The organism is Nostoc sp. JL23, from assembly GCF_017115065.1.
In the GTDB taxonomy this organism is placed as follows: Bacteria; Cyanobacteriota; Cyanobacteriia; order Cyanobacteriales; family Nostocaceae; genus Nostoc; species Nostoc punctiforme_A.
In genome coordinates this window covers 1-26836 of sequence record NZ_JABXKN010000078.1, presented here as the reverse complement: position 1 = coordinate 26836, position 26836 = coordinate 1, and the positions used below count along the sequence as shown (strand labels likewise).

Annotated in this window: 22 protein-coding genes and 1 other RNA gene; 15 read left to right on the top strand and 8 right to left on the bottom strand. The window is 42.1% G+C overall.

Features of this window, described 5'->3' with window-relative positions; all coding sequences use genetic code 11:
- Window positions 1-108: 108 nt before the first annotated feature.
- The 5 genes from HWQ42_RS16810 to HWQ42_RS16790 all read left to right on the top strand — a co-directional run bounded on the left by HWQ42_RS16810 (window position 109) and on the right by HWQ42_RS16790 (window position 5517).
- Window positions 109-1266 carry an ABC transporter ATP-binding protein gene (locus HWQ42_RS16810; protein ID WP_292814071.1) on the top strand — a complete coding sequence of 386 codons (1158 nt, stop codon included), beginning with the start codon at window positions 109-111 and terminating at the stop codon, window positions 1264-1266.
- Entirely contained in the window at window positions 1223-2710 is a 1488-nt protein-coding gene (locus tag HWQ42_RS16805) for a mannitol dehydrogenase family protein (protein ID WP_292814068.1), read from the top strand. The genes HWQ42_RS16810 and HWQ42_RS16805 overlap by 44 nt, the downstream gene beginning before the upstream one ends.
- A gap of 137 nt (window positions 2711-2847) precedes the next feature.
- Window positions 2848-3231, top strand: a complete 384-nt coding sequence (locus HWQ42_RS16800; RefSeq protein WP_292814065.1) for an N-acetyltransferase — start codon at window positions 2848-2850, stop codon at window positions 3229-3231.
- 27 nt (window positions 3232-3258) lie between these two features.
- Entirely contained in the window at window positions 3259-4725 is a 1467-nt protein-coding gene (gene xylB, locus HWQ42_RS16795; RefSeq protein ID WP_292814062.1) for a xylulokinase, read from the top strand.
- A 66-nt stretch (window positions 4726-4791) separates the two neighbouring features.
- Window positions 4792-5517, top strand: coding sequence for a gamma-glutamylcyclotransferase (locus tag HWQ42_RS16790; RefSeq protein ID WP_292814060.1), 726 nt, complete (start codon window positions 4792-4794; stop codon window positions 5515-5517).
- On the opposite strand, the gene HWQ42_RS16785 is transcribed toward HWQ42_RS16790, so the two are convergent.
- The 4 genes from HWQ42_RS16785 to HWQ42_RS16770 form a co-directional block, all read right to left on the bottom strand.
- Entirely contained in the window at window positions 5495-6334 is an 840-nt protein-coding gene (locus tag HWQ42_RS16785) for a class I SAM-dependent methyltransferase (protein WP_292814058.1), read from the bottom strand. The two genes, HWQ42_RS16790 and HWQ42_RS16785, sit on opposite strands and share 23 nt — an antisense overlap.
- Window positions 6318-6707 carry a DUF120 domain-containing protein gene (locus HWQ42_RS16780; protein WP_292814055.1) on the bottom strand — a complete coding sequence of 130 codons (390 nt, stop codon included), beginning with the start codon at window positions 6705-6707 and terminating at the stop codon, window positions 6318-6320. Before HWQ42_RS16780 ends, HWQ42_RS16785 begins: the two co-directional genes overlap by 17 nt.
- 183 nt (window positions 6708-6890) lie before the next feature.
- Complete coding sequence (locus HWQ42_RS16775) at window positions 6891-7499, bottom strand: TetR/AcrR family transcriptional regulator (RefSeq protein WP_292814052.1); 609 nt, start codon at window positions 7497-7499, stop codon at window positions 6891-6893.
- A 113-nt stretch (window positions 7500-7612) separates the two neighbouring features.
- Window positions 7613-8116 (bottom strand): GNAT family N-acetyltransferase, encoded by a 504-nt coding sequence (locus tag HWQ42_RS16770; RefSeq protein WP_292814049.1) that lies wholly within the window; start codon window positions 8114-8116, stop codon window positions 7613-7615.
- A 435-nt stretch (window positions 8117-8551) separates the two neighbouring features.
- On the opposite strand from HWQ42_RS16770, the gene HWQ42_RS16765 reads away from it, so the two are divergent.
- On the top strand, window positions 8552-9037 hold the full coding sequence (locus HWQ42_RS16765; RefSeq protein ID WP_194040625.1) for a sulfur transferase domain-containing protein: 486 nt from the start codon (window positions 8552-8554) through the stop codon (window positions 9035-9037).
- Window positions 9038-9322: 285 nt separating this feature from the next.
- On the opposite strand, the gene HWQ42_RS16760 is transcribed toward HWQ42_RS16765, so the two are convergent.
- The gene (locus tag HWQ42_RS16760; RefSeq protein ID WP_292814046.1) at window positions 9323-9646 is read right to left on the bottom strand and encodes a hypothetical protein; all 324 of its coding nucleotides are present in this window, start codon (window positions 9644-9646) and stop codon (window positions 9323-9325) included.
- A 762-nt stretch (window positions 9647-10408) separates the two neighbouring features.
- On the opposite strand from HWQ42_RS16760, the gene HWQ42_RS16755 reads away from it, so the two are divergent.
- The 8 genes from HWQ42_RS16755 (at window position 10409) to HWQ42_RS16720 (ending at window position 22576) form a co-directional block, all read left to right on the top strand.
- A complete protein-coding gene (locus HWQ42_RS16755; RefSeq protein WP_292814043.1) occupies window positions 10409-10933 on the top strand; it encodes a pentapeptide repeat-containing protein in 525 nt (174 codons plus the stop codon).
- A complete protein-coding gene (locus tag HWQ42_RS16750) occupies window positions 10930-12108 on the top strand; it encodes a 5-(carboxyamino)imidazole ribonucleotide synthase (RefSeq protein WP_292814040.1) in 1179 nt (392 codons plus the stop codon). Before HWQ42_RS16755 ends, HWQ42_RS16750 begins: the two co-directional genes overlap by 4 nt.
- 60 nt (window positions 12109-12168) lie before the next feature.
- Window positions 12169-12352: non-coding RNA, 6S RNA (gene ssrS / locus HWQ42_RS16745), on the top strand.
- 136 nt (window positions 12353-12488) lie between these two features.
- Entirely contained in the window at window positions 12489-17888 is a 5400-nt protein-coding gene (locus HWQ42_RS16740; protein WP_292814037.1) for an ATP-binding sensor histidine kinase, read from the top strand.
- 167 nt (window positions 17889-18055) lie between these two features.
- The gene (locus HWQ42_RS16735) at window positions 18056-19321 is read left to right on the top strand and encodes a pitrilysin family protein (RefSeq protein WP_292814034.1); all 1266 of its coding nucleotides are present in this window, start codon (window positions 18056-18058) and stop codon (window positions 19319-19321) included.
- Window positions 19322-19388: 67 nt separating this feature from the next.
- Window positions 19389-20681 (top strand): pitrilysin family protein, encoded by a 1293-nt coding sequence (locus HWQ42_RS16730; protein WP_292814031.1) that lies wholly within the window; start codon window positions 19389-19391, stop codon window positions 20679-20681.
- 110 nt (window positions 20682-20791) lie between these two features.
- Window positions 20792-21787 carry a peptidoglycan-binding domain-containing protein gene (locus HWQ42_RS16725; RefSeq protein ID WP_292814028.1) on the top strand — a complete coding sequence of 332 codons (996 nt, stop codon included), beginning with the start codon at window positions 20792-20794 and terminating at the stop codon, window positions 21785-21787.
- 435 nt (window positions 21788-22222) lie between these two features.
- On the top strand, window positions 22223-22576 hold the full coding sequence (locus HWQ42_RS16720; RefSeq protein WP_289797505.1) for a phage holin family protein: 354 nt from the start codon (window positions 22223-22225) through the stop codon (window positions 22574-22576).
- A 32-nt stretch (window positions 22577-22608) separates the two neighbouring features.
- Here the strand turns inward: HWQ42_RS16720 and HWQ42_RS16715 are convergent, their stop codons facing one another.
- The 3 genes from HWQ42_RS16715 to argS form a co-directional block, all read right to left on the bottom strand.
- Window positions 22609-23049 (bottom strand): cobalamin biosynthesis protein, encoded by a 441-nt coding sequence (locus HWQ42_RS16715; protein ID WP_292814025.1) that lies wholly within the window; start codon window positions 23047-23049, stop codon window positions 22609-22611.
- Window positions 23050-23086: 37 nt separating this feature from the next.
- On the bottom strand, window positions 23087-23650 hold the full coding sequence (locus HWQ42_RS16710; protein ID WP_292814023.1) for a Uma2 family endonuclease: 564 nt from the start codon (window positions 23648-23650) through the stop codon (window positions 23087-23089).
- A 125-nt stretch (window positions 23651-23775) separates the two neighbouring features.
- Window positions 23776-25539, bottom strand: a complete 1764-nt coding sequence (gene argS, locus HWQ42_RS16705; protein WP_292814020.1) for an arginine--tRNA ligase — start codon at window positions 25537-25539, stop codon at window positions 23776-23778.
- 836 nt (window positions 25540-26375) lie between these two features.
- On the opposite strand from argS, the gene HWQ42_RS16700 reads away from it, so the two are divergent.
- The gene (locus HWQ42_RS16700; protein ID WP_292814018.1) at window positions 26376-26819 is read left to right on the top strand and encodes a hypothetical protein; all 444 of its coding nucleotides are present in this window, start codon (window positions 26376-26378) and stop codon (window positions 26817-26819) included.
- The last annotated feature ends 17 nt before the right edge of the window (window positions 26820-26836 follow it).

The window sequence follows — 26836 nt, the reverse complement described above, 5'->3', positions numbered from 1 at the left end:
CTGTGGTTCGTAATTCATTCCTTGGAAATCCTAAATCAACCCAGAAGTTCCTAAACCACACTCCTCCTACACAATAAAAAAACTTAAACCCATTAATGGAAACATTTTATGTCAACAGTTGCTTTAAGAAATATCCATAAAACCTACGCCGACACAGAGATCATCAAAGGCATTGATCTCGACGTAGGCGATCGCGAATTTGTTGTCTTCGTCGGTCCCTCCGGCTGTGGAAAATCAACCTTACTCCGTATGATTGCTGGACTAGAAGAAATTTCCTCCGGCGATTTACTCATTGATGGACAAAAAGTCAATGATGTGCCACCCGATAAACGTGGTTTAGCAATGGTGTTTCAAACTTATGCCTTATATCCCCACATGACAGTGGCAGAAAATATGGCCTTTAGCCTCCGGCTTGCGGGTATGCAGAAAGCCCAGCGTTATGAAAGGGCGCGTGAAGTCGCTCGTATCCTGCAACTAGAGCCACTCTTGAACCGGAAGCCCAAAGAACTATCAGGAGGACAACGCCAACGGGTGGCGATCGGTCGTGCTTTGGTACGTAATCCCAAAGTATTTTTGTTTGATGAGCCACTGTCCAACCTGGATGCTTCATTGCGGGTGCAGATGCGGATCGAGCTTGCCAGTTTACACGACAGCCTGCAAGCCACCATGATTTATGTTACCCACGATCAAGTTGAGGCAATGACCCTTGCCGACAAGATTGTGGTGTTACAGGGCGGCATCATCGAACAAATGGGTTCTCCCCTGGAACTGTACCATCATCCCCGCAATCTATTCGTCGCCGGATTTATTGGTTCACCGAAAATGAACTTTATTTCGGTGACAGTTTCAGCCGTCAATGACTCTGGGGCAACAGTCAGACTCCCTGGTGACGCAACCGTAACAATTCCGGTGAAACCCAAAACCCTCTCGGTTGGGGATAGAGCAACATTAGGGATTCGTCCCGAACATCTGCGGCTCGATCAAAGTAACCCAAGCGTGAATGGCGAAGTATTAGTTGTAGAACGATTAGGCGGAGAAACCTTTCTCTACATCAAAATTGCCGGTGGCGAAACCATAGTTGTGCAAACTGACGGAGATAATCCAGCCAAAATGCACAATTACGTTCCGATTTACATTAACGGTGAGCTTTGCCATTTGTTCGATCGCGACGGTGAAGCCATTCCCAAAGTTCATCGTCACCACCTAACCCAGAATGAATCCCATGAACAGCAATATCAGCACAGACTCAGCAATCAAGCTGAATGAAGCATCTCTGTCTCATTTAGGCAATAACGTTCGCGTACCCAATTACGATCGCCATCAAATCACAAACGGTATTGTCCATATTGGTGTGGGTGGGTTCCATCGCGCACATCAGGCTTTATACCTGGATAATTACTTTCATCAAAATTCCGTTAGTGAATGGGGAATCTGTGGGGTTGGGCTACTAGAATTCGATAAACGAATGCGGGATGCACTGAAATCACAAGATTGTTTGTATACCTTAGTTGAAAGATCCCCAGAAGGCGATCGCGCTCGTGTGATTGGAGCAATTACAGAATATCTGTTTGCCCCAGATAACCGCCAAGCAGTAATTGACACCTTAGCAGATCCTAAATGCCGCATCGTTACCCTCACCATTACCGAAGGCGGCTACTACTATATTGAAGGTAGCGGTGAATTCGATGCCAATCACCCAACAATCCAGTACGATTTGCAGCATTCTGATGAACCAATTGGAGTATATGGCTTTTTGACAGCAGCCCTTAATCGCCGCCGTCAACAAGGAATGGCACCATTTACTGTGTTGTCCTGCGACAATCTCCAAGGTAACGGCAACATTGCCCGCAAAATGTTAACTGCATTTGCCCAAATGCAGAACCCGGAATTGGGACATTGGGTTGCCGAACAGGTAGCGTTTCCAAACTGTATGGTCGATCGCATTACCCCCGCCACAACTCCAGCAGATATCAAAATGGTGGCGGAACAGTTTAACATCGATGATGTCTTTCCAGTTGTTGCCGAACCATTTCTTCAGTGGGTAGTCGAAGACAATTTCAGCGCAGGTAGACCTGATTGGGAATCAGTTGGCGTTCAGATGACTAGCGATGTTCATCCCTACGAGATGATGAAAATCCGGTTGCTCAACGCTAGTCACTTGTTGATTGGCTATCTCGGCTCCTTGGCAGGTTATACATACGTTCATGAAGTCATGGCAGATCCATTGATTCGGCAAGCCGTTGATCGTTTGATGGCAGAAGTTACGCCCACACTTCAACCTGTACCTGGAATTGATTTAGATAATTATAAAAAGACCTTAATTGAACGCTTTGCCAATCCCAAGATTCGGGATCAACTGCCGCGTCTTTGCCTGAATAGCTCCGCTAAAATGCCAAAATTTGTTCTCGGCTCAGTCCGTGACGCGCTGCATCAAGGAGGAGCTATTGACTACATGAGCCTAACGGTTGCTGCTTGGTTCCGTTACCTGAACGGACAGGATGATCGAGGTAACACCATTCCCATTGATGACCCAATAGCAAGTACTCTGACTCAACTAGCTCATTCAAGTGGCTCTGATGCCAAACCATTGCTCAACCTCACTGAGATTTTTGGCGATTTATCGCAGTCGTCGCCTTTTGTTGATTCAGTTACGAATCATTTAGGCAGATTGTATGAGTTTGGAGCTAAAGAAACATTAACCCGATTCTGAGAAAAAACCGATTTTCGATTATGAGTGGAGTCCATACCGAAATGCGAATTGAACCATACGAAGATAGTCATCTTGATGGCATCAAGAGCCTTTCGATTCGGGCATGGACTCCGGTTTTTGATTCGCTTGAGAAAGTGATGGATCTTGACGTGTACCGTTCATTCTATCCCGATTGGCGTGTAAGCCAAATTCATGCTGTCGAGGGAGTCTGTACTGCTGCGGACACAAAGGTGTGGGTTGCGATCGACTCCGGTTCAATCATGGGCTTTGTAGCCGTGAAACTCCACTCCGAGAGCAGCATGGGAGAAATCTATATGGTCGCCGTCGATCCAGACTATCAACGTCGAGGCATTGGCACCGCTTTGATGGAATTCGCTCTGGATTGGATGCAAGTTGCTGGGATGTCCGTTGCTATGGTTGAAACCGGAGGCGATCCAGGTCATGCCCCGGCACGTTGTACCTATGAAAAGCTAGGTTTTAGGCTGTTCCCAGTTGCCAGGTACTTCAAGAAGTTGGGTTAGTTAACGATAAAGGATTTGGAGGGGCAATTGAGCGACATCGTAGTTGGCTTAGACTTGGGTACAGGAGGAGTACGAGCGATCGCAGTTAATCTGCAAGGGCAAATTATCGCTCAGTCAACCAGAAGCTATCCCCTGTTAACTCCACAACCCGGTTGGACGGAACAGAACTCATCGGATTGGGTTGAAGCAACTTTGAATGCTCTCTTCGATGTTACTCAACAGCTAAACGGACATCGTGCGATCGCCCTCGGTTTATCTGGACAAATGCATGGCATGGTTCCTCTCGACGCCCAAGGTAAAGTAATCAGACCGGCAATTTTGTGGAATGACCAGCGCACCGGTAAAGCTGTTGCTGAGATTGAAGCCGCTATTCCCCGTCAGGAGTTGATCCAGCGCACTGGAAATCCAGCAATTACAGGATTTCAACTGCCGAAGCTTCTATGGTTGCGGACTGAAGAACCACAAGCATACACTCGGTTGTGGCAGATTCTTTTGCCTAAAGATTATCTGGGATATGTGCTAACTGGCGAAGCAGTCACAGAACCATCTGATGCTTCTGGTGTCGGCTGTCTGAATCTGGCGAATCGGCAATGGGATACAGATATTCTCCATACTCTTGATATCAATCCAGCATTATTCCCCCCAGTCATCGAATCTACTGCGATCGCTGGACGGCTAAAATCAGAAATAGCCGCCCGTGTGGGATTACCTGTGGGATTACCTGTGGTCGCAGGTGGAGGTGATAATGCCGCCGCCACCATCGGTTTGGGCATCTCATCAAGCAACCTGAGCCGAGGTAGTTTGAGTATTGGTACATCGGGAGTGATCTTTGCACCGTGCAATTGCCCAATTCCCGATCCAGAAGGTAGGGTACATTTGTTCTGCCATGTGGATGGTGGCTATCATTTGCTGGGGGTGACGCTAGCAGCAGGTGGTTCTCTGCGTTGGTATCGAGATATATTTGCACCGCATATATCCTACACCGATTTAATGGATATGGCAGAGCGATCGCAGCCTGGGGCGCGTGGTGTTCTATTTCTACCCCACCTCGCCGGAGAACGTAGTCCCCACCTCGATCCAGATACTCGCGGTGCTTTCGTGAATTTGTCATTAGCTCATACACAAGCAGATATAATTCGTGCTGTGCTGGAGGGGGTTGCATTTAGCTTGCGAGAAGCATTGGAGGTAATTAGTGCGATCGCTCCCCTCGATCAACTCTTAGCAACGGGTGGAGGCGCACGTTCTCACATCTGGTTGCAAATTTTGGCAGATGTTTTGCAAACCAAACTCATAGCTCCCAAAGCTGAAGAAGGAGCTGCTTACGGAGCTGCTATTTTGGCAATGGTGGGGATTGGTGTTTATCCGAATTTAGAAGCTGCACTCAAGATTTTATCGCAGGATACTAATGTAGTACAACCGCAGCAAAATCCTTTGTATGAAGCAGGATTTAAGCGCTACAAGCTACTTTACGATACTTTGAAAGCTGTTCGTTGAGAATTAAATTATCTTAAAGTTAGAGTGAATTACTGAAGATTTACAGAAAAAATAATCTACATTATTATGTCACTCAGTCGTAGCGACCTCGAAGCCGGAAACATACAGACGAGACTATTAGAAGCATCACACTCTGGAATCAAGCTAACTACTTTGAGCGAAGATGAGTTACAGCGATCGCTCGATAAAATACTACAACAACAGCCACCAAATTCTGATATCTGGATATTTGCCTACGGTTCGCTGATTTGGAATCCCCTAATCACATACGTCGAGCGCCGTGCTGGGATCATTTATGGTTGGCATCGGTGCTTCTGTACATGGATGATCCTCGGTCGCGGTACTCCAGAAAATCCCGGATTACTCTTAGGACTCGATCGGGGCGGTAGCTGTCGTGGGGTTATTTATCGGATTGCTGCTGCTGATGTCCCATCCGAATTACTACTGATTTGGCGACGGGAGATGTTGGGTGGTGTCTACACTGCTCGTTGGGTGAAGGTATTTGACGGTACGCAGGAATTCCCAGCGATCGCTTTTGTTGCTAATCGCCAACATCCCAGGTACGCTCATCAAATACCATTAACAACCACTGTTAATAGCATTGCCACCGCATCGGGAAAATTGGGTTCCTGCGCTGATTATCTGATGAAAACTGTTGAGGGATTAATCACCGAAGGCATTAAAGATAGACAATTACTCTGGTTACATAAACAAGTATTGGCAAAACAACAAGCGCTTTTAGTTAGTGGCGATCGCTCTACTTTACCACCTATTTCCGGGCAACAGCCATGATGTGAGCGCTCGTCCCCAGTATAGAGGGTTCGGTTTCTAACCAGCGAATCGCTTCTAAAAGGCGATCGCGGCGACCTACATCATTCCAGTGTTCCTGAAAGTTTTGTAATAACCAGCCTGGCCCTTCAATCGCTAAAATCTTTTCAGAATGTAAACCCACTTCTTCAACCTCTGCTCTGAGTTCTTCTGGATGATGAAAGAAGGTTTTTGTAAAGTAGCGAGGATGGTTGTTTGGGTTGCGGTGTTGACCATCAATCAAATCCTGTTTAACAATCTCTACAAACTCTGGATCGTCTAAATGTCCCCCAAATAATCCATCTAAGGTTGAAGCAAAGCGAGAAACTGCCGCAGCTAAAACAAAACCTCCAGTTTTTAAGATCCGATGAGCTTCACGTAAAGCAATAATCCGATCTGTGCGCTCAGTCAGATGATACAAAGGCCCAAGTAACAGAACAGCATCAACGCTATTATCCGCCCGATTGAGTTGCCGAGCATCTCCAACTGCCAAACTAGCTAAAGGATATTCTGGTTGAGTTTGAGACAAATGTCGAGCTTGCTCTATGTGCAAAGGAACCGCATCAATAAGATGGACTTCATAGCCTTGTTGAGCAAGCCAAAAAGAATAAACGCCAGCGCCACCGCCAACATCGAAAATCACTGCGGGAGGAGGCGGTAGGTAGCGGCTAATAAGTTCTTGGCTTCGGGCTAATTCCAGCAAACCTGCACCTTTTGATAACCGATCTTGCTCCCGACCACTCGCGTAATGGATTAACGCTTCATCTTCAAGCAGATTGTTTAATTTAGATAAATCTGGCATCGTGAATCTCAACTTCAATCAAATCATTATCATTAAGGTTATATAGCTCCCGAAGTTTCACATCGCAAGCTATCTCAATAATTGTTTTCGGATGATCTCCACTTTCGGTATTATTTTTGTCTGTTCTTAAGATGAAAGCATCTCTGCCAAATATCTCACAGGGAACAATGCTCACAGAAACAGTCCCTCCATATTCTTCCTTTTCCAGACATATAACATTTTTTGGGAGATGGTAAGGTTGATCTAACTGAATATTTAAAGTTCCAGGGAAGAATTTCATTCCCGTTTTTCTCAAGTAATATTCTTGGAGTTTCTCAATCCAGTAAGAAAAGTTTCCTAAACCACTGACAACCTTACCTTTTAAGATTTTCATATACCTTTATGTATATAAATAAGCTGGTATTTATATCGGTTGAACTTAAAAAATAATTCAAAATTCAGAAACAATAATTTGTCTCTAACTCTTTCCTCTTTCTCCCGTTCGACTACGCTACCTCGGCTCCGCTCGGCACAAGTCACGGCAAGCCTGCTCCCTTGCTGCCTATTTGTATCAACCTTAAAGGGGAGTGGTACTGATACCGCGCACAAAAATATCTACACAGGTTTCGATATAGTCCTCACAGCTATAGTTGCCTTGATTGAATTTTGCACTGCGGCATAGCATTCCAGCTAACAGCATTCCTGTGAACATATCGACAGCCGGAAATGGATCGAGGTCTGCTCTGACAGTGCCTCGTTTCTGACTCGATTGCAAGTAAGCTACCAGTTTTTCCGCTAAGGGCTTGGCAGCTTCTTGAATAACTTGTTTAGCTGCCTCTGGATGACGTTTGGCTTCTCCAATAAAGGTACGAATTAAGTCCTCCTGTGTCTCTAGCATAGTATTGTAAAGATGGGCATACTGTTTTAAATCAATTTTGAGATCCTGTGTCCACACTTCGGAGTGTGCAAGGGCTTCTGTCTGGAGTGCTAAGGCATTTTTCATTACTGCTCCCAGAAGTTGTTCTTTGCTGGCAAAGTGGCGAAATAAAGTCACCTCATTCACACCAGCAACACGAGCTATTTCACGGGTAGTTGCTCCTTGAACACCTAAACTGGCAAATACCTGCAAGGCGGCTTCTATCAAACGTGTACGGGTGAGAGTTGATGAACGGATGGTTTTATGCATTTATGATGGCAAGTACTTACTTTCATCATAGATTATGTAGAAAAAGTGGTCGTAATTTGGCGAAAATAGTATTGATGCCAACATTTTTAAAGTTATTAAAAATATTTACCTTCTCAAATTGATTTCGGTGCAGTAGCTAATGTTTTACTCATTTTAGTAACTGGAACAAATATCCCACTTCTTAAATAATGAGGTGCTTTTTGGATGGCAGTAAATCCCAGTCGTAAATAAAACCCTTCAGCATACAGGCTAGCAGTTGTAATTACCCTATCTATACCTTGCTTAGTTGCTTCGTCGCAAAAATGTTGAACTAAAGCACGGCCAATCCCTTTACCTTGATATTTAGGATGGACATACAGCCCGATAAGTTCATCAACAATGAAACTAGCAAAACCTATAACAACATTTCCCTCCATCGCAACCCAAAAAGATTCTGTTTTCATACTCTTCAAGATATTTGAACCATCAGGTTTATCGCGGTAATTGCGCCAAGCTAAAAGTTCTTTTTGGGTGTAGAAAGTTGCAGGTAAAGCTTTGATAGCAGCAATATGAATTGCACTCAGCACCCACGCATCTGTTTCTTGGGCAGGTCGAAGAGATATTTCGTTAGCGCTCATAGGTTCAGGGCTGGCATTCAGATTACAAGAGGAGGCAGGAGGCAGGGGAAAAAAGTATGAATGAAAACTTTAGTTCTGGGCTATTTGCCCAGTTTAAAAAGAAGAATTGTTCTATTTATACACTTGTTCACGAAAATCTTGATCCAATTGCTCCCCTAACTTGCCCAATAGTATAACTCTTGAAATATAATCTACGGTAATATTATCGACAAAAAGTATAATAAGCTTTAATCAACACTAATTCTATCGGTAAACCGTATATTATGGATAAAGCAATAAAATAACCGCCTTCAAAAGACAAATTTTGAAGTAATTAAGCAATATCTTGTGATATTTGGCTAATTTGGCTGTGTTTATTTTGAATATCTTCTCAAAGCTTGCACCCTTAGAGTATTTACCAAGCTGGCAGACATTAGAAAGTCAAAAGGAGTGAATGTGATCAACGCCATACAAATTAACGAAAACTTGACAACAACAGGACAAGTCATACCGAAACAGCTTGAGCAAGCTATTCAAGAAGGTTTTAAGTCCGTTCTCAATCTGCGATCGCCTGATGAACTAGGATTTTCTAAGGATGAGCAAAAAGTAGCGGAAGCGTTGGGGCTGTATTATCAAAATGTTCCACTCAAGGTGGATCTCAAAAATTTGAATGAAGAGGTGATTACCAAAATCCTCACGACACTCGAACAAATCCCGAAACCAGCAGTTGTGCATTGTGCCGCCGGGATGCGATCGACTGGAATTGCACTGTTGAGTATTGCTATCCAGGAAGGATTAACGCCAGAGGAAACCTTAGCAAAAGCAAGAAATCTCGGCTTTGGATTCTTTGAACACGCTGGCGTTAGTCCCCGATTGAAGCAATTATTTGTGGACTACGTTAACAAACACGCAAAGGTAGCTTTACCTGCTAGCTGCTCTTAGATGTTAGTTATTCTAATTGTTATGTGTAGATTAGACGGTTGCTATACAAATCATTGAAGAAGAATTCAGAAGTCAGAATTCAGAATCAAGATCCTCTCTATCTTTGTGCAGCGCGTAGCTTGTTTGTTTGCAGCGGTGGCGAGTCGTACAGAATTCAATTCTGTTAGCGGATAGCTAAGGTTTAGCCCATTCTGACTCCTGAATTCTTTCTTCTTCAAAATTAAAAACTGCTCTTGCTGAAAGTAGACAAGAGCAGTTTTGAATAGCAAAGCCCAACATAAAAATTTAGGCATCTTCAAGTTCAAATTGAGCCACCGTAACAGCATTAAAAGCAAAAGCTAAAACTAATGGCATCGGCGACTGAAACCAAAAGGTAAAAAGAACAGCTAGGATTGTGCCAAATACTGCGGACATTGACCACAATCGTTCTTCCAAAGTCAGTCCCTTTTCGGCTTTAATCAATCTGAGAACATGAACTGGGATTGGCTCCGGCATTACCCCACCTGGAGGGAAAGCCCAGAAGTTGTTACGTCGCTCAACAAATAAATCTGTCCAGCCATTTTCTTGGCACCATGCCTCAATCCATTGAAGTGAGTAATGATTCATCATCGGGTTTCAGAGTTCGGTTTGTGGAAGTTGTGTGCTTGGTGAATGTAAACTCTTAGAGATTCCTGAAGAACTAACTAATCGCTATAAAATTAACGCTAATTGTCGAACTTTAAGCTTTGTTAAGCAATTGAGACGCATATAATTACGCTCAAACCTTGCTTTCATTAATTAAAAGACTAACAGTTCATGGGGGATGTTGAATTTAAAATACAATAAACTTTACTTGAAACATGGAAAGTCAAGAATTTTAAATAACTCAGTGAGTATTACTGCTCAATAAAACTCTTTATATCTTTAAATTCAAATCTACAAATGAAGAATTGTAAATAAATCAACGAGCGTAGGCATAGCCCATACTAAACATTGCTTTATTCAGCTAAATTATTCCTTGAGAGTTAGGAATTCCAAGTTTTATCTTCAGCAAGAGCAATAAGTTATGCTCCCCGTCTCTGTTTTGCTAAAGCTTGCTTGATGTGACAGGTAATTTATACTCAGTCATTGCGATCTGTATTGTATTTAATAATTATTGTTCTGAATATCTAAATTTTAGTGCGATCGCCTACGGCGGGGCTTCGCCCATCGCAGATTGCCACTCTATACCCCAAGTAACAGGGAGAATTTTGCTAAAGTAAGAAGCTTATGCTCTTTTTGCGTTACAAAATATTAAGCAACGGAAATACACGTTCTCCAAGTCCAGTAGCAAGGCTGCGAGCCTTAATTTAGTACGATGCAGTCTTGCTAATATTCAAGTGCGGTAATTAAATGCGGAGATTATACACCAAATTGGCTCTTAATATATTTTGGCGGCAAACACTAGCATTCCTTCTCGGAATTCTTATCTGGTGTGTGGCCGATCCAGCAGTGGCAGTAGACTGGACTCATCCACTGTCATTTAGCAATGCAGAGCTATCAAGACGTGATTTTTCTGGTGAAAGTTTACAAGCTGCGGAGTTTTCTAACGCCAATATGGAATTGGCTAACTTTACAAATGCTGACTTACGGGGAGCAGTCATGAGCGCTTCGGTGATGACAAAAGCAAATCTCCACGGAGCGGATTTAACGAATGCAATGGTCGATCAGGTAAACTTGACTAAGGCAGATTTGAGCGATGCAGTTTTCAAAGAAGCTCTTTTGCTCCGCGCCATATTTAATGATGTAAATATAGACGGTGCAGATTTTACAGATGCAATTTTGGATAGAGCGCAAATCAAAGAACTGTGCGAAAAAGCCAGTGGTGTGAATTCCAAAACAGGCGTGCAAACTCGTGATTCTCTAGGATGTCAATGAAACGTGTTGGTGTAATTGGTGGCGGACAACTTGCCTGGATGATGGCGGATGCAGCACAGAAGCTAGGAGTAGAATTAATAGTACAAACTCCAAGCGTTCACGACCCGGCCGTGTCAATCGCTCAGGAAACTGTTTTCGCACCAGTTGATGATGCAAGTGCTACAGAAATATTAGCTCAAAAATGCGATGTTATCACCTTTGAAAACGAATTTGTTAACCTGCAAGCTTTATCTGGTTTAGCACAGCAAGGCGTTTATTTTCGTCCCAAATTAGAAGCTTTAGCTCCTCTTTTAGATAAATATCATCAGCGTTGCTATTTACGCGACTTGGGATTACCAGTTCCTCAATTTTTCGCTCTTGACGAGGTGGAAAATGTCAAATCAAAAATAGAATATCTAGGTTTTCCAGTAGTTTTGAAATCCCGCCGTCATGGTTATGATGGTCAAGGTACTTTCATAATTCAGGATTTTGCTACTTTAGAACAAAAGTTAAGTGATGAAACCACAACAAAAACTTTAAATCAATCACTTTTCTTGTTAGAAGAATTTGTCCCCTTTGAAAGAGAACTAGCAATAATTGCAGCTCGTTCTGTGGAGGGAGAAATTGTCACTTATTCAGTAGTGGAAACCCAACAAGAACAACAAGTTTGTCGGCGGGTGATTGCGCCAGCCGAGATTACGCCTAATCAAGTAGCAGAAATCGAAGCGATCGCACATACTCTATTAAATAGCCTAGAAGTAGTGGGAATTTTTGGAATTGAGCTATTTCTCAGGGCTGATGGCAAAGTTTTGGTCAATGAAATCGCACCCCGTACCCACAATTCTGGGCATTTTTCTCTTGACGCTTGCGAAACTTCTCAGTTTGAGCAACACCTCAGAGCAGTTTGTGGTCTACCTTTAGGGAATCCAGCTTTGCAGTGCGCTGGTGCTGTGATGGTCAACCTGCTGGGGTATGAAAATTCTCACAGCGACTACCAAAGCCAGCGTCAACAAATAGCGGAGATTCCCCAGGCGCACGTTCACTGGTATGGAAAGACAGAATCACGTCCTGGGCGAAAGTTGGGACATGTCACTGTTTTGCTGGATAATCAGCATAGAGAATCGGCAAGTGCGTATGCCCTTGGCGTTGGCGCAGCCATCGCCCACACCATAGAATCTATCTGGTATCCCAAGTAAATTGATCAGAAACTTTCGATATTGAACACACAACATCTTTTGAAAAGCTATAATGAGTGAGTTGCACTACGACGTTGGTGACTGCCATCAAGTTTTTTGATCTATGCCTTTAATGACAAGGGAGTCAACTGTTCTCGTGGCAGTATACCGGGCATGTACCCGGAAACTTTAAACGAGGAATTTAGGTTCCCACCTGGATAAACCCAGGTCATAAACTTAGGTAAAACGGCGTCGCGGTGAACTTAAAATTATTAGCTCCCAAAGTCAGTTAGAACTTGGGAGCTTTAATTATTTAAATCAGTTTAAAATAAGCAAACTGACAGTAAAGATTGTTATGTTTTTGGGAAACCTAGATACTGAGGTTTCAAGAATTAAGCCCTATGGTCAGCATTCCCGGATATCACGTTAGCAAAGAACTCTACAACGGTTCTCGAACCTTGGTTTATCGCGCTAATCGAGAAACTGACCAAAAATCTGTGGTGATTAAGCTAATGAAAACCGCTTATCCCAGTTTCAGCGAATTGGTACAGTTTCGCAACCAGTTTACCATCGCCAAAAATTTGAATCTACCTGGAATCATCCAAACATACAGTCTGGAACCCTATCAGAATGGCTATGTGTTAGTGATGGAAGACTTTGGAGGAATTTCCTTGAAGGAATGGGGAGTGAGGGGAAGGGTAGAATCTCTGATGGAGTTTTTACAAGTAGCGATCGCTCTGTGTAATGCATTAGATATTTTAATTCGTTATCGGATCATTCACAAAGATATTAAACCCGCCAATATTTTAATTCATCCAGAAACTAAAGAAGTTAAGTTAATTGACTTTAGTATTGCATCTCTGTTGCCACGAGAAACTCAAATCCTCATGAGTCCTAATGTACTAGAAGGGACACTCGGCTATTTGTCTCCAGAGCAAACTGGACGGATGAATCGGGGAATTGATTACCGGACTGATTTTTATTCTCTGGGTGTAACTTTTTACGAATTACTAACAGGGCAATTACCATTTCAATCGCACGACCCGATGGAATTGATACATTGTCATATTGCCAAACTTCCGTCTTTAGTGCATGAGATTAATCCGCAAATTGCGCCTGTACTCTCATCTATTGTGAGCAAATTGATGGCGAAAAATGCCGAAGACCGCTATCAGAGTGCATTTGGGCTGAAATATGATTTAGAAAATTGTTTGGCTCAACTCAAGGAGACAGGGAAAATTGTAAGTTTCTCAATTGCTCAACGGGATGTGTGCGATCGCTTTATTATCCCAGAAAAACTCTATGGTCGTGAGCATGAAGTTGAAACTCTGCTCAAAGCTTTTGACCGCGTTACCAACAACCAAACAGAATTAATGCTGGTGGCTGGTTTTTCTGGTATTGGTAAAACTGCTTTAGTTAACGAGGTTCATAAACCTATTGTCCGGCAACGGGGCTACTTCATCAAAGGCAAATTTGACCAATTTAATCGGAATATTCCCTTCTCCGCTTTTGTGCAGGCATTTCGAGACTTAATGGGACAATTACTGAGTGAAAGTGATGTCCAATTGTCAACTTGGAAAAATAAAATTTTACAAGTGCTGGGCGATCAAGGGCAAGTCATTCTTGAGGTAATTCCTGAACTAGAACAAATTATTGGTCAACAACCACCTGCAACGGAACTTTCACCAAGCGCAGCCCAGAATCGCTTTAATTTACTCTTCCAAAAGTTTATTCAGATATTCACCACAAAAGAACATCCATTAGTAATTTTTCTCGATGATTTGCAGTGGGCTGATTCTGCATCACTCAAATTGATGCAGTTGTTGATGAGTGATTCAGGAAGTGGAGCTTTACTTTTAATTGGGGCTTATCGAGATAATGAAGTATCTACAGCGCATCAGTTGATGTTGACTTTAGCGGAGATTCGCAAAGCCAATGCGACAATTCACACCATTACTTTAGCTCCGTTAAGTAAAGCTAGTTTAAATCAATTGCTGGTTGATACCTTGAGTTGTTCAGATAAAATTGCCCAACCCCTAACTAAACTCGTCTATCAAAAAACTCAAGGAAATCCATTTTTTGCAACGCATTTTCTCAAAGTATTATATGAAGACGGACTGATTAGTTTTAATTTTGCTCAAGGTTACTGGCAATGTGATATTGCTGCTGTGAAGGCACTTGCCCTTACCGATGATGTTGTAGAATTCCTAGCGTTACAGTTGCAAAAGTTGCCAACAGCAACGCAAAATGTGTTGAAATTAGCTGCGTGTATTGGCAACCAGTTTGATTTGCTAACCTTAGCAATTGTTTCTGAACAATCGGAAACCGAAACGGCAGCATCTTTATGGAAAGCTTTGCAGGAAGGATTAATTTTACCTACTACTGAAGTTTATAAATTCTTTCAATATAGTGATCATGATTCTGACTCAAACCCATTAAATTGCAATTTCCAAGTCCCCATCTACAAATTTTTACATGACCGAGTGCAACAAGCGGCTCACTCTCTAATTCCAGATGAAGAGAAACAATTTACCCATCTTAAAATTGGTCAATTACTCTTGCAAAATACCTCTGAGTCACAGCAAGAGGAGCGAATTTTTGAGATTGTCAGTCAGTTAAATCGGGGAATATTGCTAATTACCCAATCGGCTGAACGTCAACAATTAGCTCAGTTAAATCTGAATGCTGGTCGAAAAGCGAAAGAAGCTACCGCTTATGGTGCAGCAATTCATTACTTCTATTCTGGAATTCAGCTGCTAATAATTAATAGTTGGGAAATCGTTTACGAATTGACTCGAAGTTTATACGAAGAAGCTGCCGAAGCTGCTTTTCTCAATAATGAATTTGAGCAGATGGAATCTCTTATCCAGGTGGTCATCGAACAAACAACCACCTTACTAGATAGAGTGAAAGTTTATGAAGTTCAACTCCAAGCTTATCAGGTGCGGAATCAATCATTCAAAGCGATCGCAATTGGGCGTGAACTTCTCGCTCAACTTGGGGTAACATTACCTGAATCAGTCACACCTCCAGACATTCAGCAATCTGTAGTCAACACGCTCTCCACCTTGGCTGGCAGAAGTATTCAGGGCTTAGTTGATTTGCCATTGATGAATGATCCCAAAGCTTTAGTTGCTTTGCGGATTATGGCTAGCATCGCTCCCGCCATCCATCAGGCTGCGCCTTATCTGTTCCCAATTATTGCCTGTGAAGAGGTGAATTTATCTCTTAAATACGGCAATGCACCACTTTCTGCACCAGGGTATGCAGATTTTGGAATTGTACTTAATATTTGTAACCAACTGGAGTCAGGCTCAGAATTTGGCCAGCTAGCTTTAATGCTTGTGGATAGATTTCAAGCAAAATCTGTTCAAAGCATGACTATATTTAAAGTGGCTGCATTGAATCAATGTAATAAACAACATGTTCGCACCTCAATTAGTTTATTACAGGAATCCCATAGTTTTGGATTAGAGACAGGCGATTTTTTTCATGTGCTAGCATCGATGATTTTCAAGTTATTCTATGTCTATTTAAGTGGCACAGAAGTTTTAGAAGTTTTGCTAGCAAATATCAAAGCTTACGAGTCTAATTTTGCCAAAAATCAGCGCTTATTAAATTGGTCTAGTATAGTCTGTCAAAGTATTAACAATTTAACTGCATATAGCGACAATCCAGAATGCATTTTTGGTGAATATTGTCAAGAAGAACAACTCTTATCTGCGCTCATTAAAGAGAACGACGAATTAACACTCCATATATTTTTCTTAAGTAAGTTAACACTCAGCTATCTATTTGAGAACTTTCCGGCGGCAGTTGAGAATGCAAATCAGGGAGAGCAATACCTCAACGGTGCAGCAGGAATGCTATCTGTGCCTGTTTTCTACTACTATGATTCTTTGTCTCGGCTAGCTGCCTATCCAACGGCTGAACCATCTCAACAAGAGCAATTACTCTTAAAGGTTGGCGAAAATCAAGAAAAATTGCAGTTTCGAGCCAACTTCGCACCGATGAATTTCCAGCACAAATTTGATTTGGTGGAAGCAGAACGGCATCGAGTTTTGGGCGAAAAAATAGCAGCAATAGAATTATACGATCGCGCCATAACTCTAGCTAAAGAAAACCAATATATCCAAGAAGAAGCCCTAAGCAATGAACTAGCTGCCAAGTTCTACCTCGACTGGGGCAAACAAAAAATCGCCCAAGTTTATATGCAAGAAGCTTATTACTGCTATGCTCGTTGGGGCGCTAAAGCCAAAACTGAGGATTTAGAAAAACGCTATCCTCAACTCCTGGCTCCCATCTTACAAGGGCAGCATCATCGCTTTCAACTGAGTTCAACCGTCGATGCATCATCGTTTCCACATCAAACCATCCACACAAACCTTTCTAGCAGCAGTATTTCGGAAGCCCTCGATTTTGCCACCATCTTTAAAGCCGCACAAGTTCTTTCCAGTGAAATTCAATTAGAGCAATTACTGACTAAACTTTTGCAAGTAGTAATGGAAAATGCTGGGGCACAAAAAGCTGCATTACTCGTACTCCAACAGGGTGATTTAGTGGTTGAAGCTGTAGCCACTATCAATGAAGGAGTCACTCTGGTATCTGTACCATTGTCAATTAGCGAAGGCATTCCCATTACACTCGTTAACTTTGTCAAACGCAGCTTAAAAACTGTTGTGCTGGATGATGCAACAGCACAAACTGATTTTATTGCCGATTCATATTTTATGCAGCAACAACCTAAGAGTGTGTTGTGTACGCCAATGTTAAATCAGGGTAAACTTATTGGGCTGCTATATCTAGAAAATCCCCTGACAATTGGTGCATTTACAAGCGATCGCACTGAAGTAATCCAACTGCTATGCGCTCAAGCTGCCATCTCTCTAGAAAATGCCCGTCTTTATCAAGAATCTCAAAATTATGCCCAACAGTTAGAGCGATCGCTACAAGAACTTGAGCATACCCAATTACAAATGGTGCAAAATGAAAAAATGGCAACCTTGGGTAATTTGGTTGCTGGGGTAGCACATGAAATTAACAATCCGATTGGATTTCTCAAAGGCAGCCTTAACAATGCCAAAGAGTATACTCAAGACTTACTTGCTCATATCCAATGCTACCAACAACATTATCCCAATCCAGCGATCGCAGTCATTGAGCATGGCGAAGAAATTGACCTAGAATTCCTGACTGAAGACTTACCAAAGCTAGTAGACTCGATGAAGGTGGCTTCAGAAAGGATCAAAGATATTAGCATCAGTCTTCGCACCTTCTCCAGAGCCGATACAACCGAAAAAGTTGCTTGTAACCTCCATGAAGGGATTGAGAGTACTCTATTGATTTTGAAGTATCGCCTCAAAGCTAACGAAAAACGTCCAGCGATCGAAGTCATCACCGAATACGGTAAATTACCGCCTGTTAAGTGCTTTTTAGGACAGTTAAATCAAGTATTTATGAACATCCTCGCTAACGCAATCGATGTCCTAGATACTTCCTGCGAGGGGCTTTCATTTGCCCAAGTGCAAGCTAATCATCACCAAATACTGATTCACACCGAAGTATCAAGCGAACAAAATATGGTGGTAATTCGCATCAAAGATAACGGTCAGGGGATGCCAGAGGAGATTAGATCGCGGATCTTCGACCACCTATTTACAACAAAAGAAGTTGGGAAAGGAACAGGATTAGGGTTAGCGATCGCTCGTCAAATTGTTGAGGAAACCCATGATGGACGGTTGAGTTGCAATTCTGTGCTTGGCGAAGGAACAGAATTTGTCATTGAGATTCCAGTATCTTAACTAATTTGCGATTTTTCTCTCAATGCATAACGCTTCTAATTTTTCGGTAATCTGGAGGACAGGAATAGCATAATTCTACTAAATCTGTATAACTTGATTCTAAATCAGGTATCGTTCAGAGTTAAAATGACACAATTGCCTTAAATTGTGGTTAAAACTACAAAAAATTGTTAAAACAACTAACTAATACCGTATTTCCAGCCTCGGTCTTCCGACTAGAGAGTGGTTTAACTTTTATTCATCAAGAAATTCCCACTACTCCTGTAGTTGTGGCGGATGTTTGGGTGCGTGCTGGAGCCAGCTTAGAGCCAAAACCGTGGTTTGGCATGGCGCACTTTTTAGAACACATGATTTTTAAAGGTACGGCAACCCTTCCCCCTGGAATGTTCGATTCCAAAGTTGAAAACCGGGGTGGCGTAAGTAATGCGGCGACAAGCTATGATTATGCTCATTATTCACTCACCACAGCTGCCCCTTATTTAAAAGATACTCTACCCTACTTGGGAGAACTACTACTCAATGCGGCAATTCCAGAAGATGAATTTAGCCGAGAACGGGATGTAGTGCTAGAAGAAATTCGCTCTTGTCAAGACGATTCCGACTGGATAGGATTTCAAGCTCTAATTCAAAGCATCTATCCGCATCACCCTTACGGGCGTTCGGTGTTGGGTACTGAGCAAGAACTGATGCAGCAGTCGCCAGAAGCAATGCGCTGTTTTCATCACGCCCACTATCAGCCGGAAAACATGACGGTGGTAATTGCTGGGGGTATAGCCCAGCAACCAGCTTGGGAAATGGTAAATCATTCATTTGCTGATTTTGCCGAACGTTCGAATTGTCCGCAGTTTGAGAAAGTGGCAAAGCCAGCGATCGCCGGAATTCATCGTCAAGAATTGTGTTTACCACGCATAGAGCAAGCGCGATTGTTGATGGCGTGGCTAGTACCCGGAGTAGAAGATATCCGCACAGGCTATGGTTTAGATTTATTGTCAGTGTTATTGGCAGAAGGGCGGACTTCGCGTTTAGTGCGTGATTTACGAGAAGAGTTGCAATTGGTACAGGGAATTTGCAGTAGTTTTTCTCTACAACGGGAATCGAGTTTATTTACAATTACTGCTTGGTTAGAACCAGAAAATTTGGAGGAAGTTGAGTCTTTAATTTGCGCTCATTTGGATGATTTGCAAACTAAAGGAATTAGCGAACAGGAACTTGCTCGGACACGCAGGTTGCTATGTAACGAGTATGCGTTTTCTACCGAAACGCCAAATCAACTTACAGGGCTTTATGGATATTACAATACCATTGCCCAAGCTGAATTAGCAGTGACATATCCCCAGCAGATTCAGTCATTTGGTGCCCAAGAATTGCAAAAATTAGCTAAACAGTATCTATCACCCCAGAATTACGCGGTTACTGTACTTAAACCGTGTTAGTTATTGGAAATGGGGCATGGGGCATTGGGAATTGGGCATTGGGCAAATGACAAAGGACAAATGACAAATGACAAATGACAAAGGACAAAGGACAACCTTGCTGCAAAAATCGCCCATCCATCGCACCGTATTGAACAATGGCATTGTCGTGCTGGTGGCAGAAAATCCGGCTGCGGACATTATTGCAGCGCGAATTTTTGTGCGTGCCGGTAGTTGTAACGAAAACCGGGAGCAAGCAGGGTTGGCACATTTGCTCTCAGCAGTAATGACAAAAGGATGTGATGGACTTTCTAGCTTGGAAATTGCAGAAAAAGTCGAGTCTGTAGGGGCGAGTTTGAGTGCCGATGCTGGCACTGATTATTTTTTGCTATCTTTCAAAACGGTAACATCTGATTTTGGGGAAATTTTAACATTGGCAGGCCAGATTTTGCGATCGCCGACTTTTCCCGAAACTCAAGTGGAACTAGAACGGCGTTTAGCACTCCAGGATATTCGTTCGCAAAAAGAGCAACCATTCAATGTCGCCTTTGAACAAATGCGGCAGGTAATGTACCAAAATCATCCCTACTCCATGTCAGTGCTAGGAGATGAAACCACGATGAGTTGCTTAACTCGTGCAGATTTAGTAGAGTATCACGAAACTTATTTCCGTCCAGATAATGTAGTAATTAGTATTGCTGGTAGAGTTACACCCACAGATGCAGCAGCATTGGTGGAAGAAGTTTTTGCTGATTGGCAAGCGCCAGCCCAGGCACTACCAATACTGAATTTACCTGAGATTAAGGTAGAACCGCAGGTAAGACTAAAGCCAATACAGACACAACAATCAATCGTGATGCTGGGGTATTTGGGAACATCAGTGAATTCTGTTGACTACGCCGCCTTGAAGTTGCTGTGTACTTATTTAGGAAATGGGCTTTCTAGTCGCTTGTTTGTCGAATTGAGGGAAAAACGCGGTTTAGCTTATGAAGTATCCGCCTTTTACTCCACAAGGCTATTTCCAGCTTCGTTTGTAGTTTACATGGGTACAGCACCAGAAAATACCAGCATTGCCCTAGAAGGATTGCGTGCAGAAGTAGATTTGTTGTGTACCACCGAAGTATCCGAAAGCGCACTCCAAGCTGCGAAAAACAAGATCCTGGGGCAATACGCCTTGGGTAAACAAACGAACGGGCAAATTGCTCAGATATACGGTTGGTATGAAATTTTGGGCTTAGGAATTGATTTTGACACCAAGTTCCAAGAATTGATTGCGGCGGTGAGTGCCAAAGATGCCATCGCTTCAGCTTGTAAATATTTAAAAGAGCCTTACTTGTCTTTAGTTGGTCAAGAAGAAGCAATTAATCGAGCGAGCGCGTAACTGAGAATGTGCCGCAACGAAGGCCCTCGGAGATATTGTAAAATACAGCAGCTGTTTTTTAAACCAAGCGGCTGTACCATTAGCATGAGAATATTCTGGGAGTAAATTCCATGCAACGCAGCCTGACAGCAAGTATTTTGAGTTACTTAAAATTACTATATCCAACTGTAAATCGCTGTAAAATGGAAAAACGGCAAAAGGGTTGGCGGCCAAAGAGGTCTAAATCTTTATCAGCCATTGAAATACTCTTGTTTTCCGCTACGCCTCTGCTCATTGCCTCAACGACTCTAGTATCAATAGCAGCGCCACAAAAAATTGCCCAAGTAAATCCTCAAGATAGTATTAACCGTCCTAGCCTGAAAGTTGGTAGCCAAGGCGAACGCGTATCTGAACTTCAGGCAGCTCTAAAACTTTTGGGTTTTTATTCTGGTGCAGTAGATGGTATTTATAGTGAGAATACAGCTAGTGCTGTTTCCCGGTTTAAACAAGCAGCTGGCTTGAATCCAGATGGCGTTGTTGATGCCAGCACTTGGCAACGACTTTTTCCTAATCAACCAGTAGCAGCATCAACCGCCCCTTCATCTCAGCCAAGATTTAACTCAGCTACAAATTTTCCTGTTCCAACTCAGGCTAGTAATCTCACCAACGTTGCAAATCCTAACCCCAATCCTCCGAGACAAGCTGTAACACAAGTTCCGACTAGACCAAAACCAAAACCTACTACTCCAAAAAAAGCTGTAACCCAAGTTCCGACCAACCCTGAACCAAGACCTGCTACTCCCAGAAAAACTCCGACTTCTAGCACTAAGAAAACGCCGCCGCATACTACATCCACTACTCGAACTCAGTCAAACACAACTACAAAACGAACTCCTGGTATTCAATACACCTCAGAAGGTTTGCCAATTTTGCGTATAGGATTACGTGGTTCTGAAGTTGTTAAGTTGCAACAACAACTGAAAAAGCTTGGTTTCTTGAAAGGTGATGCCGATGGAGACTTTGGCGAGACAACCGAAGCAGCAGTGAAAGCTGCACAAAAGCGCTATGGTTTAGAAGCTGATGGCGTAGTTGGTGGCTCGACTTGGGAGGTTCTTTTGCGGCGTTAGGCATAGGATGAGCATAGCCAGCGTCTGCTTTGCGTGTAACCAAAAGCGCGGACGAAATGCTCCGAAGTTCTGAGAACCTATTTCTTTTTTGGAAATTCCCAAGTTACAGAGGTTTTTCAATTTCAATAAACCTCTGTAGGGGTTTTGCGCTTCAAAGCATTTTTGATGAATTTAACTAAATCACCGTAAGTTCTCCACTTAAATTGTACTCAGGTCGGTGTGGGTAGTTCACTGTGGTACATCCTGCAATACGATAAAGATATACCGATTAGAAGTATCTCTCTTGCCAGCACTGAAAAATTACATTGATTTTAGGCTGATAAAAGATGATGGCAACTTTAGGAGTCAAATACAACAACACTCGATCGTGTTACAAATCGCAACTGGCAATAGTGAAATTAATTAAACTTACTGCTAAATCCTCTAAAAAAACTTATGCAACACTTTTTATTAACTTGGCTCGGTACTGCGGTGGCGTTATTCATTACAGCTAATATCGTTCCGGGATTCTTTATCAAGAATTTTGTGACTGCCTTAATCGCTGCCTTTGTAATTGGTCTAGTTAATGCATTTATTAGACCAATTTTACAGATTTTGACGTTTCCGATTACCTTGCTCACCTTTGGTTTATTTACATTGGTGATTAACGCCTTAGCCCTTTGGCTGGCAAGTATCCTAACTCCTGGTTCTGGTTTTGAGATTCAGGGCTTTTTACCTGCTTTGTTAGGTTCAATTGTGTTAGCAATTGTTTCTAGCATAATTAACTATTTTTTGAGAGTTGTTGACTAGAAAAATTAGGGAACTTTTGTGATACTAATATTTTAAGCTTGGGCAACAGCAAGAGTTACCGCTCCTAGTTGCCCTTGCATTTTGAAAATTTGTTTAGGAACTAAAAACTTCACCCGCAATTCCTCTATGTTTGTAAAGGGGAAAACAGTCAATGATGTGATTTGAGAGGCTGCAAGAATAGCAGCTGCCTCTGCTACGCTAGGCGTACCTACTTTATCGTCGGTAATTGTGGCAGGGTTGGGGACACGGACAGAGCGAAGAATTTCCGCAGAAAAGGTTTTTAGGGGCAAATTGCGGAGACGACAAAGTTTGACTAAGCCAACTTCCGAGGCTTTAGTGTCAATGGTAGCAATACCTGCGATCGCACTTGGAAAAAGTTGATTTTCTCGAAATACTTGCTCAATTGCTAGATCGATCAACTCCCATGATGTTCCCCGTTTACAACCGATTCCTACCCATAAAATCTGTTGCACTTGGTGTATTTCCTTACTCAATTCGTCAGGGTTTGGTTTACTCCAACAGCCAACCAAATAAATCTCCCACCGTTAGCCTCAACTCACTTGCAAAATCTGGCACTGGAAGTAAAGCTTCTAGTTCATCGAACATGACTGGCTGTTGATTGCGAATGTATACAAATACCGTTTGCTCTTCTGGATCGATCAACCAACCCATTTGTGTTTCATAATTCAAGCAATGTAAAATATTTTTTGTAACTTTCGTTTGTCTTTGGTCAGGTGATAGAATTTCGATAGTCCAATCGGGAGCTGCTTGGAATACGTTGGCAACTTCACCATTTTCATCACGAGGAATTCTTTGCCAAGTAAATACAGAAACATCTGGAACTATTGACCTTCCACCAAAAGTACACCGCAGTTCTGGAAAAGCACGAGCAATTCGTTTGGGCTTGACTGTTAAGTTGACAGTGCTAACCATTTCACCTTGAATTATACTGTGCTTTCCCTGTGGCATAGGTTTTTGAATAATTTGACCATTGATATATTCACTAGCGGGCTTCGTTTCTGGTAGCTTTAGAAACTCTGCCAAAGTTATGCTTTTTGATGGTGTTCGTACCATAAGCGATCGCCTCCAGTCCAGCAATTCTAATTAAAAAACCGCAAAGTACACAAAGCACAAATCAGCTTAACTCTTACTCTGCGTACCTTAGCGTTACCTTAGCGTACCTTTGCGTTAAAAAAATATTACATCCTCTCCAATACCTGAATTCCCAATAAAGATAATCCCAACTTCAGAGTTCTAGCAGTCAAATCACACAGAATCAAACGGGATGTGCGCTGTGGTTCCTCCGCCTCTAACACCTGAACTCCCTGATTGCGATCGTAAAACTGATTAAACTTTTTACTCAGTTCGTACAAATACTCACATAAACGATTGGGAAGCAAGTCTTGCTCTACACTACTAATAACTTCATCCAGTTGAAGTAAATATTTTGCCAGCGCTAATTCTGTTTCATGCTCCAACAAAACAGCATTGTTTCCCAACTCCTTAAAGTTAATATCACCCTTGCGGCTAATCCCTTGAATCCGCGCATAAGCGTACAACATATAGGGCGCAGTGTTACCTTTAAAATCCAGCATTTTGTCGTAGCTGAAGATGTAGTTACTAGTACGATTTTGGCTTAAGTCTGCATACTTAACTGCGCTGATTCCAACTACTCTAGCAACTTCATTAATGAATTCTTCACTTTCTTGGCGTTCTTCTTCTTGTAATCTAGTGTTTAGGTCAGTATGGGCACGAGAAACAGCTTCATCTAATAAATCCCGCAAACGCACACTGTCCCCAAAACGAGTTTTGATTCTTTTACCATCTTCTCCTAACACCAACCCAAAGGGAACATGCACTAATTCCACATCATCAGGAATCCATCCAGCTTTACGTGCCACCTGAAAAAATTGGGCAAAGTGGTTTCCTTGTCCAGCATCTGTTACATAAATTATCCGCTTTGCTTGATCCTGCTGAATTCGGTAGCGCAGAGATGCTAAATCTGTTGTGGCGTAGTTATAGCCACCATCTGATTTCTGCACAATTAAGGGTAAAGGTTCACCTTCTCTATTTGTAAACCCTTCTAGAAAAACGCATTTTGCCCCTTGATTTTCTACCAGTAATCCAGATTTTTCTAAATCTTCCACAACTCCTGGTAGTAAGGAATTATAAAAAGATTCGCCGCGTTCAGTTAACTTGATATCCAGCAACTCATAAATTACTTGAAACTCCCGCCGCGACTGTTCGCACAATAGTTTCCAAGCATGGAGTGTATCTTCGGCACCTGCTTGTAATCTGACGACTTCTTGGCGTGCTGTTTCTTGAAAAGCTTCATCGGCATCAAAGCGCAATTTGGCTTTGCGATAAAAAGAGACTAAATCACCAATATCTAAAGCATTAGCGGTGGTAAGCGCGTCTGGGTAAACTTCCCGCAGATAGGCTATTAACATTCCAAACTGCGTACCCCAATCACCTACATGATTTAACCGCAGTACATCATGTCCTTGAAATTCTAAAATTCGGGCGATGGAATCACCAATAATCGTCGAACGCAAGTGTCCGACGTGCATTTCTTTAGCAATATTGGGACTGGAAAAATCCACAATTTCCCGCTTTGGCGTTTGCGCGGCTGGAACTCCCAGCCTGGGATCGGCTTGAATCGCGTTTAGTTGTGCTTCTAAATATGCTGTTTTCAGTTTGAGATTGATAAATCCTGGACCAGCGATTTCTGGCGGTTCGCAGATTTCGGATACATCTAGTTTCTCAACGATCGCACCTGCGATCGCTCTTGGTTGCTTTCCTAACTTTTTACTTAGGGATAAAGCCACATTCGCCTGATAATCGCCAAATTTAGGATTACTAGCAGGAACCAAAATTGGATCTACTCCAGCAAATTCAGCGCCGAAAGCCGCGATTAAAGCCTGCTCTACCTGAGCTTTTAGTTTTTCTTGTGTAGCGTTCATATATAGATTTTATCTGTGAAAGGGGGAATGTAGCTCTGGAAAAGCTTGATTATTTTAACCTTAAAAGATATTCATCAAGTCTAAGCAAAGACTGTCATTTTAAAGTACAACCCCCTCAAATTGTCTCCCATTCTTGGCATAACTTCTAGATTCTGATTATACCGAAGTCGATTTTGACAGACTACTAGTACCGCAAGGCGGAAATCAAAAGTCAAAAGTCAAAAGTCACGCATAATTGTATTCCAAGCTTCTTGCACCATTTGAAATGGTATGTTTACTTCCGCGCCCGCTGTACTAGTTAATCAAGTCAACGAAAGTGTAGTACGTAGTAAACACTTTAGTGCTTAAAACAAAGACTAAACTTATTTACCCAGGTTTCATTGATTTGATAGATTACTACGTTTCCCAACGTAAGTACGGAGATCAACTCTATTTGTATAGCAGCGTATTAATTGAGGCAAGGCTTAGTTGATACGGATGGCAGCGCACCATTGCTTATCTACCTCATTTAAATGAAAATTCCTATAGATTAAGCTTTTAGCTTTTCACTATATAAATCCCATATCTTATTTTCATAAAAAGTATAAATTTTTAATTAAGTTTCAATCATGTATAAGTTTAATTGCTAAGTGTTAATAGCAGTGTAATACCAAATCATAAGTGGATTTTCTCAGTAGAAATACTTTAGATAAAGAGCTATTTAAATATACTAGCAAAAGTAAATAAACAGATTGACGTTGCAGAAGTATAGCTGTTAGAAGTAAGAGACAACTGAAGACAGATAACTGCTCAAAAAGCATTATCTAAATTGTTTTTCCTACTTAATGGCTCATAATATGAAACCTAACTTATTCACAGCCTTGATTGCTGCTACAGCTACCTTAACCGGATTAATTTCTAAAGTAGAAACTGCATCTGCTGCTGATTTTAATTGGAATAGCTCTTGGACTCAAACAACTATATATAATAAGTCTCAAACTGGTTTTAACGACACTCCTTTCCAACAATTTGTCCAAGCAGAAAGTGTTGCACTTCCAAACAGCGGACAATTTAAATTAGACCCCAATAAATTAAACCTAAAATACGACCACGATGTTTCTGTTTACTTTATCAATGAGGGCGCAGGTTATAGAAACCAGTTAGCCTTTGAATCTACAGGAACTACTAATAAGTCTGGGCTGCTTTTTAATGATATTTCCTGTCAAGGAAATGGATGTGTTAGTGGTGACTGGGGTGGTAATGCAGGGCAAACGCATCTAAATATAGTACACATATACTAAAGAGTCTAAGAAAGGTA

Coding starts and splice junctions, on each gene's coding strand:
- HWQ42_RS16810 (WP_292814071.1), top strand. CDS start 109: ATGTCAACAGTTGCTTTAAGAAATATCCATAAAACCTACGCCGACACA.
- HWQ42_RS16805 (WP_292814068.1), top strand. CDS start 1,223: ATGAACAGCAATATCAGCACAGACTCAGCAATCAAGCTGAATGAAGCA.
- HWQ42_RS16800 (WP_292814065.1), top strand. CDS start 2,848: ATGGATCTTGACGTGTACCGTTCATTCTATCCCGATTGGCGTGTAAGC.
- HWQ42_RS16790 (WP_292814060.1), top strand. CDS start 4,792: ATGTCACTCAGTCGTAGCGACCTCGAAGCCGGAAACATACAGACGAGA.
- HWQ42_RS16785 (WP_292814058.1), bottom strand. CDS start 6,334: ATGCCAGATTTATCTAAATTAAACAATCTGCTTGAAGATGAAGCGTTA.
- HWQ42_RS16780 (WP_292814055.1), bottom strand. CDS start 6,707: ATGAAAATCTTAAAAGGTAAGGTTGTCAGTGGTTTAGGAAACTTTTCT.
- HWQ42_RS16775 (WP_292814052.1), bottom strand. CDS start 7,499: ATGCATAAAACCATCCGTTCATCAACTCTCACCCGTACACGTTTGATA.
- HWQ42_RS16770 (WP_292814049.1), bottom strand. CDS start 8,116: ATGAGCGCTAACGAAATATCTCTTCGACCTGCCCAAGAAACAGATGCG.
- HWQ42_RS16760 (WP_292814046.1), bottom strand. CDS start 9,646: ATGATGAATCATTACTCACTTCAATGGATTGAGGCATGGTGCCAAGAA.
- HWQ42_RS16755 (WP_292814043.1), top strand. CDS start 10,409: ATGCGGAGATTATACACCAAATTGGCTCTTAATATATTTTGGCGGCAA.
- HWQ42_RS16750 (WP_292814040.1), top strand. CDS start 10,930: ATGAAACGTGTTGGTGTAATTGGTGGCGGACAACTTGCCTGGATGATG.
- HWQ42_RS16740 (WP_292814037.1), top strand. CDS start 12,489: ATGGTCAGCATTCCCGGATATCACGTTAGCAAAGAACTCTACAACGGT.
- HWQ42_RS16730 (WP_292814031.1), top strand. CDS start 19,389: ATGACAAATGACAAAGGACAAAGGACAACCTTGCTGCAAAAATCGCCC.
- HWQ42_RS16725 (WP_292814028.1), top strand. CDS start 20,792: ATGCAACGCAGCCTGACAGCAAGTATTTTGAGTTACTTAAAATTACTA.
- HWQ42_RS16720 (WP_289797505.1), top strand. CDS start 22,223: ATGCAACACTTTTTATTAACTTGGCTCGGTACTGCGGTGGCGTTATTC.
- HWQ42_RS16710 (WP_292814023.1), bottom strand. CDS start 23,650: ATGGTACGAACACCATCAAAAAGCATAACTTTGGCAGAGTTTCTAAAG.
- argS (WP_292814020.1), bottom strand. CDS start 25,539: ATGAACGCTACACAAGAAAAACTAAAAGCTCAGGTAGAGCAGGCTTTA.
- HWQ42_RS16700 (WP_292814018.1), top strand. CDS start 26,376: ATGAAACCTAACTTATTCACAGCCTTGATTGCTGCTACAGCTACCTTA.